This window comes from Kordiimonas sediminis (assembly GCF_014656395.1).
GTDB lineage: Bacteria > Pseudomonadota > Alphaproteobacteria > Sphingomonadales > Kordiimonadaceae > Kordiimonas_A > Kordiimonas_A sediminis.
Genome location: NZ_BNCI01000001.1, coordinates 707,809 through 720,819 on the forward strand (window position 1 = coordinate 707,809; position 13,011 = coordinate 720,819).

Below are 13,011 nucleotides of genomic sequence, written 5' to 3' on the forward strand. Positions count from 1 at the left end.
GGGCACCGGCTTCCTATTTCTGTAAGTATAAATAGCCTAACAAGGCTGAAAATAAAGCTTAAACTAGACAGCAGGGTGGAAAATGATTGCAACAGCACTTAACCGAACATGGCAGCAATTGCTGCATCCGAAATTCAGAAGCGTTTTTTTAACAAGTCTTGCCGCCGCGGGCCTTAGTCTTGTTCTTCTGATTTCTTTAACTGTCGCATACTGGCCCGAAGAATATACATCAGGCTACGAATGGATTGATAATGCAGGTTTCTTTCTGGTTGGCAGTCTGGCTACCTATATCTTGTTTCCGGCCATTTCCACAACCGTGATGAGTATGATTGCAGACCAGATCGCCGATGCGGTTGAGGATGAATATTATCCGCACCGCCGGGCCGACCGCAAGATCCCCATAACAGACGTAGTGCTGTCTTCGGCAAAACTCATGCTGGTGGTAATCGTCTGTAACCTAATTGCCCTTGTGCCGTATATATTCCTGTTTTTCCTGACCGGTGGTATCGGCACCCTTGCCCTGTTTATCGCACTGAATGGCTATCTGATGGGTCGGGAATATTGGGAGCTGGTTGCCATGCGCCACATGCCCATGCAAGATGTCCGGCGTGGGCGGAAGAAATATAAGGAAAAAGTATTCACGGGCGGCGCGCTGATCGCCGGGCTGTTTCTTATCCCGTTCGTCAATCTGCTGGCCCCCATCATCGGAGCCAGCGTCATGACCCACATTTTCCACCATTTGGCTGATGACGCCTAAGGAATTATGCGCTATTCAGGATAGGTTCATCCATAACAGTATATCGCCGGTACTGTGGAATGACATAAATACAAACGAGAGGGACACCGTGTGACAAAAAACAAGATAGTGCTTCTGTGGGGGTTCGCCGCTGGTCTTGCTGCCTGTTCAACGGACACGCCTGCCCCGACTGTTGTGGCAGAAGCCCCGCCCGAAGTAGCCAAAGAAACTGAAAACACCGTTGATGGACCCATCATTGCCAAGGTGGAGACCGGTCAGGTTTTCGAACAAGCCGCCCCTCTGATGGATTTGGCGGACCCGGGCGAACTGCAGGGGAAAACCCCCGCTCAGGTGCAGACAATCATGGGGGAACCCGATCTGGTCCGCAGAGACGGTTCCATGCAGGTCATGCTGTTTGAAACAAATCAGTGCGTTCTGGATGTAGTTTTTTACGAGTCCAGCGTAGGGGAACATTTCAGAGCATCTGCTATTTCCGCCCGGTCGCGTGACGGCAAGGATGTAGATGCGGTCCAGTGTCTCGAAACCATGTCAAACCGTGCAGCCGGCCGTTAGGAGTATCCTGAATGACTGCCAAATTCGATGTCAAACTAATCGTAAAGCTTGCCGTATGGAGCTTGGTTGTTGGGGCCGTTCTCTATTCCTTGGAACTTAGTCCCGGTGAGATTTACGGCTGGATTGGTGACACGATCGCATCTCTGTGGGGATGGCTTGTGGGCACGGGCCTTGAATATATTCTACTGGGCGCGACCATTGTGGTTCCGATTTATCTGATCTCCCGCTTGCGCAGTCGCTCTTCCCGGTCCTGATTGCAGCCACATGCATACCGACCCCTTTGAGCCAGACGATAAAAGACAGGTTGCGCCAGCAACTGCGCGCAACCGCGATCCGATTTTGGCCGTCCTTCAAAAACACCTACCGCCATCTGGCTGTCTGCTGGAAATCGCCAGCGGTACCGGCGAACATGCCGTCTATATGGCCCCGCACTTTCCTGCGTATAGCTGGCAACCAACGGATATTGACCCGGCACGTCTGGAAAGCATTGACGCATGGCGAAAGTCGGCAAAGGCGGACACTGTCCAGCCTGCAAGAAAATTTGACGTGCTGGCTGATCCGTGGGACTTCCCCGACCTGGCAAAGCCAGTAACAGCCGTATTGGCCGTCAATCTCATTCATATTGCACCGATTGCCGTCACCCATGCCCTGTTTGAACAGGCGGGCAGAAATTTGCAGGCAGGCAATTTCCTGATTACTTATGGCCCCTATAAACGCGGAGGTGCCCACACCGCACCGTCCAACGAAGCCTTTGACCAGTCCTTGAAGGCGCGCAATCCCAATTGGGGAATTCGTGACATGGAATATGTTACGGAAACTGCGGCCGCACATGGCTTTGAACTGGCCGACTGCGTCGATATGCCGGCGAACAACTACACTCTGGTTTTCAAAAAAGTCTGACGTCTCTCGGGCATGGGCCCGGTACAGGCACACAAACCCAAATTACTGAGACGCGTTTGAAGCGGTTGCAGCCTGATCGTTTGCCTCTACACCGACGTCATAATGACGGCTGTACCGTTTGGCTATTTTTTCTACCGGCAGCAACACAAAGACATCTGTTGTACCGAACTGGGCATCAACCACCGCACCGTCACCGATAAAACAGCCGATACGCAGATACCCTTTCACCAGTGGCGGCAAAGCACGACGGGCCCGGCGCACATCCACTTCCTCTGCTGCCATGGTATTCATCGGTACATGCAGGTGATCCAATGCTTTCACCCGAAAGTCGTCTGGTACAACATGATTGTGATACAAATACGCAAAAGCTTCTTTAAATTCTTCGGGGTCGACACCAGGAAAACTGGCGCAGCCAAACATATACGCGATATTGTGTTCTTTGAGATACTCCGCAATACCCTTCCACAGCATATTGATGGTGCTGTTCGCCCGGTAATCGGCATGAACGCAGCTTCGCCCCAGTTCAAGCAACTGTTTACCGTCTCCGATACGGTCTTTGAAGTCACCACACAGCAGCGGCGAGAGATCATATTCACCGGCTGAATAAAACCCGCTGTTACGTTCCGCTACTTCCTGTCGTAACAGTCTGTAGGTACCAACAATCTGCTTTTTACGAGGCTTGTCATGATCAATGACCAACAGATGATCGCAAATCGGATCATAGATATCTATGTCCCGCCGCGTCAGTTTCATCTTGATATCTGGCATTGCTGCCATCTCTTCATAGAAAATTTTGTAGCGCAGCTTCTGAGCTGCCTTTATTTCCTGAAACGAACGAGCCAGCCGAACCTCCAAAGATCCCTGCCGAACATAGGAGCGTGCACCGGCCATTGCCTGGGCGGCAGCAATTCTTGGTCGTAATATCGCATATCTTTTCATGACTGAAGTTTGCCTCCCTGACAAGTCTGTCTCATGACAATATGGCGACAAAAATGTTACGGTACACGGTGTCCTTCCGTAGCCTTTTTGGCTGTATTTCCAACATCTCTATACCATAAAAAGCCCAGGATAACCAAACCAGGCACCGCAAGAAATGTGGAAAAAATGAAGAAGTCTATCCACCCCATGCTTTCAGCCCAGCTGCCTGAAAACGCCCCCAGTATTGACCGGGCCTGATTGGACAGTGACGACAAAAGCGCATACTGGGTTGCGGTGAAAGACAGATTACACAGGCTGGACAAATAGGCGATAATCACCGTGTTGCCGAGACCAGACGCAAAGTTTTCTGCACCAATCGTGATTGCAAGGGCTGTCACATCATTACCTTGTGTCGACAACCAGGCAAAAACCAGATTGGTGACCATCATCAGCACACCTGTGAACATCAAAGACCGGTAGACGCCAGCACGGAAATATAAAACACTGCCGAAGGCAATCCCGACCCACAGGGCAATCGTACCAACAAGTTTGTTGGCATTTGCCATCTCGCTTTCCGTGAAGCCCAGTTCCACGATCAGGGGCCCCGTCATAATCGCAGCCACCGCATCCCCTGCCTTCATCGTCAGAACAAACAATAATATCAGGATAGCATTTTCGCGGGTCAGAAACTCTTTAAACGGCAGGACAACAGCATCATAAAACCAGGCCCCCGCGCCTTTGCGTACAACTGACGGCAGATGTGCATTTTCTTCTTCTATGTAGGTTTCATCGCCCAAAGACGGCTCCCCTACCCACAAAGCAGCAACCAGACCCGGCAATACAAGAACACTCAGACATGCTATCGCCGCAGACCAGCCAATATATTCTGCCGCCATCAAAACCCCGTATCCAGCAATCAGATTACTGGCCCGGTAGCCAAAAGCGATCATGCTTGCACCGTGCCCCAGCTGTTCCGTTTGCAGGATTTCAATCCTGTAAGCATCAATGACAATATCCTGGCTGGCCGATAAAAACCCGATACCAATGACCGTCAGGGCAATCATTTCCACATCTGTTTCAGGATCAAGCTGTGACATTACAAGAATAAGAGCAACCAGCAAAACCTGGATCAGAAACAGCCACGACCGGCGCCGGCCAAACAGATGGGAAAACCGTCCAAGACCCAAACGGTCCACAATCGGAGACCATAAAAACTTCCACGCATAGGGTGTCGTCGCCAGTGCAAACATGCCAACTGTCGTTTTATCCACTCCAAACCGTGACAACCATATGCCCGTCAACGAAATAACGAGAGTTAGCGGAAAACCGCTCGACATCCCCAACAGGAAATTAGCAAAAACCGGTTTATCGAAAAACGGCCGTAGCCCGGCCAAAAAACCAGTGCGACCGGGGCGGATAACCGTCACGACGTTGCCACCCGGCTAGGGTCAAGCGTAATCCAAAGTCCACGCGAAATTGCATGCAGGGTACCATCCCTGCCGACAAGCGCCGTACCGCAATCGCGTTTCCTGCCATTTTTTGCAATGGTCCAGCCAACGATAAGAGCATCACCTTCACAGCGCAGCGGGGCAAGTATCTTTGTCGTCATCCGCGCAAGAAGGGCCATATCCCCTATGGAACAGGCAAAATACCCCGGACAGTCCAGCGCCGCCCATATGTGACGCTTATCAACCATGCCGTCACTGTCAGCAAAACCCGCATCAAGTGTCCAACGGCCGGCAACGGCACCTTCATGCCCGTCGATGGGGTGTGTATAGATGCACAGGCCGTCCCCGTGGTCCCTGTCAGGCCCGCAGACAAAACATGTAGAAAAGGGCGACTGCTCAGACATGCCGTACGTATCAGGCAAACCGTCCAGCACCGCAGCGGCATCAATTTCAAACGGCAACTCAAGATCAAGGTCGACTTTACGCGCCTCGCCGATCAATTGATCACCAGCCAATAGCCGGCTGGATTCGCCGTCACTTTCAAGCACAAGGTCAGCTTCAAGAGGAGGCGGCACCTTCAAGGTTGCTTCGGCAGCGCCGGAAATCGGATCAGCCAGAAGGCCACAAACATATCCACCATTACCCGTAGTTGGTGGGCCATTAAATTGCCGAGAAATTACAATATTCTTCTTCATAGCATCCCCTTCCGATTAATTTCTTTTTAGCGTTTGCACCACCGAAAGCAAGTAAGGCTTTCATCCCCGGCAAAATTATGGTCAAAGAGCAGCATGAGCAAGACGAACAAAAATTCTGGTGTTATTGACCCTACTGGCGGCATAACGTCCCTGCCTGCTGGTATGGATGTGCGGCTGGTGGCCGCAGGCGTGCTATTTTCCGTTCTGCACAAAGGGCAGGCACTGGACACAACATTTGATGCCTATGTGAACCATACCCTGCTGAACCCCAAAGACAGATCGCTTGCCTATCAGATTGTTATGCAGACCCTGCGCCGCAAAGGCGGGCTGGAAGCTGCGATCACACCCCTTTTGAAAAATGGCTGGCCAGAAGGCGCACGCTGGTTCCCGATCATTCTGATGACAGCCGCGACCCAGATACTTTTGTTACGAACCGCCGACCATGCCGCAGTTGATCTGGCCGTTGGCCTTCTTAAACGGATCAGAAACCGGGAAAACGGTCTTGCAAACCTGATGAATGCGATACTAAGGACCATCATCCGGGAAAAAGAAGCACTGAGTAAACAGCTGGACACTGTTGGCGGCGAGCATCTCCCTGCATGGCTATCACAGAGCTGGGAACAAACGTACGGTGCTGACACGCGCGACGCTGTCGCAGCCACGCTGACGACAGAACCATATCTGGATATTACTTGCCGATCAGACGCAGACGCCGCCAAGTGGGCCGAAGCCCTGGACGCAAATCATCTTTTTGATACCTCAATCCGCAGAGACGCCGCAGATGTGACCGCCCTTGACGGATTTCAACAGGGCCAGTGGTGGGTTCAGGATTTTGCCGCCAGCATGCCTGTGCGGCTGTTTGGCTCCATAGCAGACAAACATGTCCTCGATCTATGTGCTGCGCCAGGCGGTAAAACACTGCAACTGGCTTCGCTGGGGGCCCGCGTCACCGCCGTTGATCGGAACCCAGGCCGGCTAAAACGCTTGCAGGCAAACCTGAACCGTACCGGACTGCAGGCGGACATTATCACGGCTGACGTCACCACATACACACCGGACGACCCTGCTGATCATATTCTCTTGGACGCCCCTTGTAGTGCGACAGGAACTTTTCGCCGGAACCCTGATGTTCTTTGGACCAAATTTCCTGAAGATGTTGCAAAACTGGCGACACTGCAGAAACGGGCACTACAGCAGGCATTCTCGCTGTTACCAAAAGGTGGAACATTGATTTACTGCGTCTGCTCGCTAGAGCACAGCGAGGGCGCAGACCAGATCAATACATTCCTGCAGATAGAGCCAGCCGCAAAACGGGTCCCAATTCAGCCAGACGAACTGGTTGGTTTTCCTGAATTAATCAGTGCAGACGGAGACCTTCTTTGTCTACCGTCCATGCTGCAGGACAAAGGCCATTTGGACGGCTTTTTCGCGGCGCGCCTGACACGGGTCTAAAAAACCATCATAATCACGCTCTATCCCTTGCAGGCTGGTCGAAACGCTGATATTCAGACCAGCATGACTAGTGCTGTTAAAATATCCCCTTCGATCCTGTCTGCCGACTTCTCAAAGCTTGGCGAGGAAGTGCGCGCGGTTGACGCCGCAGGCGCAGATTATATTCATATTGATGTGATGGATGGTCACTTTGTGCCGAACATTACAATCGGACCAGATGTCGTGAAATCTTTGCGCCCTCACAGTGCGAAAGTTTTCGATGTACATTTGATGATTGCTCCGGTTGATCCATACATCGAAGCCTTCGCAGAAGCCGGGTCCGATATTATCACGGTCCACCAGGAAGCAGGCGCCCACACCCACAGAACACTGCAGAAAATTCGCAGTCTGGGGAAGAAGGCTGGCATCTCGCTCAACCCTGCGACACCGGAGACGACGCTCGAGTATCTCTATGAGGAACTGGACCTTATTCTGGTAATGTCCGTAAATCCTGGTTTCGGCGGTCAGAGCTTCATCAGTAGCCAGCTGCGCAAGATCGAGGCAATCCGTAACCGTATTGACGCGCTTGGACTGGATATTGACCTTGAGGTCGATGGCGGTGTGAACCGTGAGACCGTTCAAAGCGTGATTTCCGCCGGGGCGAATGTTCTGGTTGCCGGCAGCGCTACTTTCAAAGGTGGCCCGTCAAAGTATGCAGAAAATATTAAAGCCCTAAAGGGCCAATAAACAGGGATTGCGGCGGGCATGACAACTGCGGCCGATAGATATATTGATCCTCCGACTGCGGCAGATGCTTCAAGTCATACCCTTGAACGTGCATCCGGTCCGGGTGCTGTTCTGTCTCTTCTGAAATCCCTGTCATATAAACTGCGCTCTGTTGGGTACGGCAACAAATTTTATGCCTACCGTTTGAATGGCCGTCACCCTGTCCAGTTGATGGCAAGCCCGGATGACCCGGCACCGGGCAGTGCAGTTGCCGGTTCGGCGCTTCTGGGCGGCCAGATGTCCTTCGGAAATGAGCATGTAGATCTGGAAGACAATTTCTGGCAGGTCTGCGGTACCCGCTCTGAAAGTTTTCAGGCCTATGCCCACAGTTTTCACTGGCTACAGGACCTGGCGCAGGTGGGCGACCAAACCTACGCCCGCGAGATCGGTGAAGCCATCGCCAAAAGCTGGCTGAGGCATTTCGATAGTTGGGACCCCATAAGCTGGCAGGCCGAAACATTGGCCCGGCGCATCATTAACTGGATTGCCCACGCACCGACCATTTTATCATCAACCGATCTTGTTTACCGTTCACAGATACTACATTCTCTTGCGCGCCAATCACGGCATTTGATGCGGGTTATTGCTGACGTTAACCCCGGCTTGCCAGAAGTATATAGCGCTGCGGCCCTGACAATCTCCGGGCTGGTACTCCCGGGCGGTCTGCACTGGGCGGAGAAAGGGCAAACTGCGCTGAATAATGTTATGTCTCGCTACATATATGCGGACGGTGGCCCCGCAAGCCGCAACCCGGCAGATGCCATACGCACCATGCAGTTGCTGATATTAGTGCGGGAAGCCTACAACGAAACAGCACGGGAAGTACCGCCTTCTGTTCTGATGACACTGGACCGGCTTGGTCCTTTCATTCGGGCCATGCGACACGGTGACGGAACATTTGCACAATTTTCTGGTGTTTCGGCCGAAGGTGGACACGGCACGGACGCCATCCTGGCGGCAAGCGGTGCGGGCGGCAAACCCATTGAAAATATGTCCCGCAGCGGCTACCAGCGCGTAACGGCAGACCGCGCAGTGCTTTTACTGGACTGCGGTCCACCACCAGCCACTGCCTTGTCACAGAAAGCGCATGCAAGCACTGGCGCCATCGAATTTTCCAACGGTTTTGACAAAATCTTCATCAATATGGGCCCGGCGGTGGATACACCAAACCTTGGCAACCTAGAGATGTTGTCGAGAACAACTGCGGCGCATTCCACGCTGACCATGGGCGACAGAAATTCCAGCCAGATATTGGAAAATGGACTGATTGGAAAAGGTGTCATCAGCACCAATGTTAACCGGGAACCACTGGATACCGGCGTGCATCTAACAATGGATCATGATGGTTACCTGAAACGTTTTGGTGTCATTCTGCAGCGGAGTCTGTTCCTACGCAGCGACGGCCTGCGGTTGACGGGTCAGGACCAAATCCATGTTGAATCTGCCAGAAAACTAAAAGACACAATGGGGGTTCTGCGGTTCCATCTACATCCGTCAATGCTGGCAACACAGGCGCCTGATAGGCGCATTGTCCTAGAGACAAAAAGCGGTGACACATGGATTTTCGCGGCCGAGGGTGGCCATATCACGCTTGATGATTCCTTATACATGCCGCGGCCAGACAGTCCGATGGCAACAAAACAGATTGTTGTGTCCATGGAAGACACAAACGGCAAGCCTAGCCACTTATGTGACTGGGCATTGGAAAAAATACTTGTCTAGGGTTTTCCGTCCCCTGGGCCTGATGAAATCAGGGTGCCCCCAACCGGGCCCCATTATATAAGCTACGATCAAAGGCTAAGTTCATGACTGATATTGTTCCCGTTAAACGCGCTCTATTGTCCGTATCCGACAAAACCGGCCTGACCGACCTTGGACAGGCACTGGCTGATCTGGGTGTTGAAATCCTCTCTACTGGTGGGTCTGCAAAAGCCCTGCGCGATGCCGGTATTCCTGTTAAGGAAGTGGCCGACCATACAGGCTTCCCGGAAATGATGGATGGCCGGGTAAAAACCCTGCACCCAACTATCCACGGCGGCTTCCTTGCCCTACGTGATAACCCGGACCATGTCAAAGCAATGGAAGACCACAACATTGGTGGCATTGATCTGGTTGCTGTCAATCTTTACCCGTTCGAAGCAACAGTGAAATCCGGTGCGGATTTCGATACTTGCATCGAAAATATTGATATTGGCGGCCCGGCCATGGTGCGTTCTGCAGCGAAGAACCATAAGTTTGTCACCATTGTTACAGACCCGTCCGATTATGCAGCCGTTATTGACGAGTTGAAAGCAACAGGCGGGACCAGCCACAAAACCCGCCTGAAAATGTCCGCAAAAGCATATAGCCGGACCGCCGCCTACGACACAGCGATTTCGCGCTGGTTTGCTGAGCAAAATGACACACCCTTCCCCGACCGTCTGTCCACTGCCGGCGAGAAGGTTCAGGAATGCCGTTACGGGGAAAACCCGCATCAGGTTGCTGCCTTCTACAAAACATCAGAAGAACGTCCCGGCATTGCAACAGCGGTCCAGCATCAGGGTAAGGAACTATCCTATAACAACCTGAATGATACGGACGCTGCCTTTGAATTGGTTAGTGAATTTGATCCGGCCACACCAACAGTCGCGATCATCAAGCACGCCAACCCATGCGGCGTTGCAACAGGCAACACCCTGCAGGAAGCATATGAGAAAGCCCTGAAATGCGACCCTGTATCTGCCTTTGGCGGTATTGTTGCCCTTAATCAGACGCTGGATGCTGCAACGGCAGAAGAGATCATCAAAATCTTCACCGAAGTCATCATCGCACCTGCCGTTGAAGAGGATGCCAAAGCAATCATCGCAGGCAAAAAGAACCTGCGCCTTCTGACAACAGGCGGCCTTGCTGACCCTACGCAGGACGCGAAGATGGTTAAATCGGTTGCTGGCGGCTTTTTGGTACAAAACCGCGATACGGGCCGTATCACACTGGACGACCTGAAAGTTGTAACCGAACGCAAGCCTTCCGACGCGGAACTGAAAGACATGCTGTTTGCCTTCCAGGTTGGCAAGCATGTGAAATCAAATGCGATCGTTTATGTGCGTGACGGCATGACAGTTGGCATCGGTGCCGGTCAAATGAACCGCCGTGACAGTAGCCGGATCGCAGCCATTCGCGCTGGTGAAGCCGCAGAGACCGCAGGTGAAAGCGAAAGCCTGGCCAAAGGATCTGTTGTAGCATCCGACGCCTTCTTCCCGTTTGCAGATGGTCTACTGGCAGCAGCAGAGGCAGGTGCAACCGCGGTAATCCAGCCCGGTGGCAGCATGCGTGATCAGGAAGTTATCGACGCTGCGAATGAAGCAGGCCTTGCCATGGTCTTCACAGGCATGCGCCATTTCCGCCACTAGACGGATGCCTGTCAGGAACTGCTGACACCAGACATGATAAAACCCGGCCAAGTGTGCCGGGTTTTTCTTTGGTCTGCCATTCCAAGCGCTGGAACAGTAATATGATTGGCTATCAGAGAGTTTTGGCCTTGTAACGGCACAGATCGACGACCGGGCATTTGCCACATTCCGGCTTTCGTGCCTTACAGATGTAGCGCCCCAAAAGGATCAACCAGTGATGGGCATGCTTGCCGTATTCATCGGGAACTGCCTTGATCAGCTTTTTCTCAACCGCTAACGGGGTTTTCCCTGGCGCAAGACCAGTCCGGTTACCAACCCGGAAAATATGGGTATCAACCGCATGGGTGTGCTGACCAAAGGCGATATTCAGGACAACATTCGCTGTCTTCCGTCCAACACCGGGTAGCTTCACCAGTTCTTCACGCGTTTCAGGAACCTTAGAGCCGTGCTCAGCAATCAGCATTTCGGACAGCGCCAGAACATTCTTTGCCTTGGAATTATAAAGACCGATTGTTTTGACATGGTCGATGATGCCGTCAAGGCCAAGCGCAACCATCTTTTCCGGGGTGTCGGCGATCTTAAAAAGCTCTTTGGTCGCTTTGTTTACGCCTTTATCCGTGGCCTGTGCCGATAATACGACTGCAACCAGCAGCGTAAAATCGTTCACATAGTCCAGTTCCCCTTCCGGTTCGGGGTTTTCTGCATGGAGGCGGGAGAAAAACTCCCGCACATCAGCTTTTTTCATGAAACTGCTCTTATCGCTCGCTGAAGGCAACCTGCAGGGAATTGCGTACTGGCCGCAACAGGTATGCAAGCAAGCTTTTCTCGCCAGTTTTAATGTCAGCAACCACGGTCATACCGGTTGCAATCAGGTTCGCTTCGTTTTTGCCAACGTGATTTTTAGAGAGCTGCACCCATGTTTTAAAATAGGCCTGGCCCTGATCATCAATGAAAGTGTCAGGCGAAATGCGAACAACAGTGCCTTCAACACCGCCATACTGGCCGTATTTATATGTATCAACGCGGATCAAAACATTCTGACCCAAAATAACATGGCCTACATCCCGCGGCGAAACCCGTACTTCAGCAACCAGAGAATCCTGTACAGGAACAATAGACATCAACAGATCCCCCGGACGCACCACAGCGCCCTTCTGGTTCGCCACGAGACCGTTTACACGGCCTTCGATAGTTGCGCGCACACTCGACCGATCAATCTGATCCCGAATAGCCACCATACGTTCATCAAGCGAACCGATTTCGCCATTCAAGCGAGATATCTGTTCAAGCGAATCTTTTCTAAGCTGCTCATCAAGCTCCAGCTGACGGGACTGTGTTTCCGCCAGCGATGCTTGTGCCCGCGCCAGATCTGTTTTCCGGCCTGCCAATTCAGCCGCAGCGTCCCCGAGAACGCGCTCTGCTTCCAACCGCTGGATTTTGGCGCCAAAGCCTTCTTCTTCCAGTTCCTTACGGATGTCCACCGTCTGCTTCAAAGCTTCGGTTTCCGAAATTCTGGCTGCTACTTCTTCCTGAAGGCCAGACACCTCTGACCGGCGGGACCGAACCTGTGCTGCGACCGCTGCTTTCTGCGCTGACCAATTGGCAAAAGACGTTGCATACGCGCCCATTTCATTCGCTACAATTGTTGGATATGCATCCGCCAGTGCTGAAAAGTCAGGATCACGGCCTTCCACCAGTGCTTCTAAACGTTCCCGTTCTGCCACCAGTGATGCGTGCCGCGCAGACAGGGATTTCAGTTCACTGCGGAATTTTGTGTCGTCGATTTTCAGGACAATATCACCGTCCTTAACCTTCTGACCTTCTTCCACCAGCACTTCCTGAATGATCCCGCCTTCAAGGTTCTGAATTGGCTGTACCAGTGTTGTCGGGATAATTTCACCCGGTGCAATTGCTTTTTCGGCAAATGTTGCAAGCGCAGCCCAAACAAAGAAAACAATAATCAAAAGAATGATCGCGCGCACCGACATTGTCAGTACCTGCGGTGGCTCTGTTTCTTCAAGCTGGATGGCCCGTGTCAGCAAAAGCGCGTCATGGCGACTGATGTTGCCAGCGACTTCACTGGAACTCAGTTTTACCAAAGCTGTCTTTTTATCCTGTGCGTTCTCGGTCATGAC

13 protein-coding genes are annotated in these 13,011 nt (G+C 52.4%); 8 read left to right on the top strand and 5 right to left on the bottom strand.

Annotated features, from left to right (window positions below; all coding sequences use genetic code 11):
• Positions 1 to 82 precede the first annotated feature (82 nt).
• The 4 genes from IE181_RS03135 to IE181_RS03150 all read left to right on the top strand — a co-directional run bounded on the left by IE181_RS03135 (position 83) and on the right by IE181_RS03150 (position 2,209).
• Complete coding sequence (locus IE181_RS03135; protein ID WP_191250087.1) at positions 83 to 757, top strand: EI24 domain-containing protein; 675 nt, start codon at positions 83 to 85, stop codon at positions 755 to 757.
• A 90-nt stretch (positions 758 to 847) separates the two neighbouring features.
• A complete protein-coding gene (locus IE181_RS03140; RefSeq protein ID WP_191250088.1) occupies positions 848 to 1,309 on the top strand; it encodes a hypothetical protein in 462 nt (153 codons plus the stop codon).
• An 11-nt stretch (positions 1,310 to 1,320) separates the two neighbouring features.
• Entirely contained in the window at positions 1,321 to 1,563 is a 243-nt protein-coding gene (locus IE181_RS03145) for a DUF6460 domain-containing protein (protein WP_191250089.1), read from the top strand.
• Positions 1,564 to 1,573: 10 nt separating this feature from the next.
• The gene (locus IE181_RS03150) at positions 1,574 to 2,209 is read left to right on the top strand and encodes a DUF938 domain-containing protein (RefSeq protein WP_191250090.1); all 636 of its coding nucleotides are present in this window, start codon (positions 1,574 to 1,576) and stop codon (positions 2,207 to 2,209) included.
• 42 nt (positions 2,210 to 2,251) lie between these two features.
• On the opposite strand, the gene olsB is transcribed toward IE181_RS03150, so the two are convergent.
• The 3 genes from olsB to IE181_RS03165 are packed head-to-tail and all read right to left on the bottom strand — an operon-like array spanning position 2,252 to position 5,270.
• Entirely contained in the window at positions 2,252 to 3,148 is an 897-nt protein-coding gene (olsB, locus tag IE181_RS03155; protein ID WP_191250091.1) for a l-ornithine N(alpha)-acyltransferase, read from the bottom strand.
• A gap of 56 nt (positions 3,149 to 3,204) precedes the next feature.
• Positions 3,205 to 4,554 carry an AmpG family muropeptide MFS transporter gene (locus IE181_RS03160; protein WP_191250092.1) on the bottom strand — a complete coding sequence of 450 codons (1,350 nt, stop codon included), beginning with the start codon at positions 4,552 to 4,554 and terminating at the stop codon, positions 3,205 to 3,207.
• Positions 4,551 to 5,270, bottom strand: coding sequence for a hypothetical protein (locus tag IE181_RS03165; RefSeq protein WP_191250093.1), 720 nt, complete (start codon positions 5,268 to 5,270; stop codon positions 4,551 to 4,553). The genes IE181_RS03160 and IE181_RS03165 overlap by 4 nt, the downstream gene beginning before the upstream one ends.
• Before the next feature lie 93 nt (positions 5,271 to 5,363).
• Here IE181_RS03165 and IE181_RS03170 point away from each other — a divergent pair, with 93 nt between their 5' ends.
• From IE181_RS03170 to purH, 4 genes are all read left to right on the top strand, one after another.
• Positions 5,364 to 6,722, top strand: a complete 1,359-nt coding sequence (locus tag IE181_RS03170; protein WP_191250094.1) for an RsmB/NOP family class I SAM-dependent RNA methyltransferase — start codon at positions 5,364 to 5,366, stop codon at positions 6,720 to 6,722.
• 63 nt (positions 6,723 to 6,785) lie between these two features.
• Complete coding sequence (rpe, locus tag IE181_RS03175) at positions 6,786 to 7,448, top strand: ribulose-phosphate 3-epimerase (protein WP_191250095.1); 663 nt, start codon at positions 6,786 to 6,788, stop codon at positions 7,446 to 7,448.
• An 18-nt stretch (positions 7,449 to 7,466) separates the two neighbouring features.
• On the top strand, positions 7,467 to 9,209 hold the full coding sequence (locus IE181_RS03180; protein ID WP_191250096.1) for a heparinase II/III family protein: 1,743 nt from the start codon (positions 7,467 to 7,469) through the stop codon (positions 9,207 to 9,209).
• An 83-nt stretch (positions 9,210 to 9,292) separates the two neighbouring features.
• The gene (gene purH / locus IE181_RS03185) at positions 9,293 to 10,876 is read left to right on the top strand and encodes a bifunctional phosphoribosylaminoimidazolecarboxamide formyltransferase/IMP cyclohydrolase (RefSeq protein ID WP_191250097.1); all 1,584 of its coding nucleotides are present in this window, start codon (positions 9,293 to 9,295) and stop codon (positions 10,874 to 10,876) included.
• A 112-nt stretch (positions 10,877 to 10,988) separates the two neighbouring features.
• On the opposite strand, the gene nth is transcribed toward purH, so the two are convergent.
• Together nth and IE181_RS03195 are read right to left on the bottom strand one after the other, a co-directional pair.
• The gene (gene nth, locus IE181_RS03190; RefSeq protein WP_191250098.1) at positions 10,989 to 11,621 is read right to left on the bottom strand and encodes an endonuclease III; all 633 of its coding nucleotides are present in this window, start codon (positions 11,619 to 11,621) and stop codon (positions 10,989 to 10,991) included.
• Positions 11,622 to 11,631: 10 nt separating this feature from the next.
• The gene (locus tag IE181_RS03195) at positions 11,632 to 13,008 is read right to left on the bottom strand and encodes an HlyD family type I secretion periplasmic adaptor subunit (protein WP_191250099.1); all 1,377 of its coding nucleotides are present in this window, start codon (positions 13,006 to 13,008) and stop codon (positions 11,632 to 11,634) included.
• Positions 13,009 to 13,011: the final 3 nt, after the last annotated feature.

Excerpts from the sequence above, each read along its gene's own strand:
- olsB (WP_191250091.1), bottom strand. The coding sequence starts at position 3,148 with ATGAAAAGATATGCGATATTACGACCAAGAATTGCTGCCGCCCAGGCA.
- IE181_RS03145 (WP_191250089.1), top strand. The coding sequence starts at position 1,321 with ATGACTGCCAAATTCGATGTCAAACTAATCGTAAAGCTTGCCGTATGG.
- IE181_RS03195 (WP_191250099.1), bottom strand. The coding sequence starts at position 13,008 with ATGACCGAGAACGCACAGGATAAAAAGACAGCTTTGGTAAAACTGAGT.
- IE181_RS03180 (WP_191250096.1), top strand. The coding sequence starts at position 7,467 with ATGACAACTGCGGCCGATAGATATATTGATCCTCCGACTGCGGCAGAT.
- IE181_RS03135 (WP_191250087.1), top strand. The coding sequence starts at position 83 with ATGATTGCAACAGCACTTAACCGAACATGGCAGCAATTGCTGCATCCG.
- nth (WP_191250098.1), bottom strand. The coding sequence starts at position 11,621 with ATGAAAAAAGCTGATGTGCGGGAGTTTTTCTCCCGCCTCCATGCAGAA.
- IE181_RS03170 (WP_191250094.1), top strand. The coding sequence starts at position 5,364 with ATGAGCAAGACGAACAAAAATTCTGGTGTTATTGACCCTACTGGCGGC.
- rpe (WP_191250095.1), top strand. The coding sequence starts at position 6,786 with ATGACTAGTGCTGTTAAAATATCCCCTTCGATCCTGTCTGCCGACTTC.
- IE181_RS03150 (WP_191250090.1), top strand. The coding sequence starts at position 1,574 with ATGCATACCGACCCCTTTGAGCCAGACGATAAAAGACAGGTTGCGCCA.
- IE181_RS03165 (WP_191250093.1), bottom strand. The coding sequence starts at position 5,270 with ATGAAGAAGAATATTGTAATTTCTCGGCAATTTAATGGCCCACCAACT.
- purH (WP_191250097.1), top strand. The coding sequence starts at position 9,293 with ATGACTGATATTGTTCCCGTTAAACGCGCTCTATTGTCCGTATCCGAC.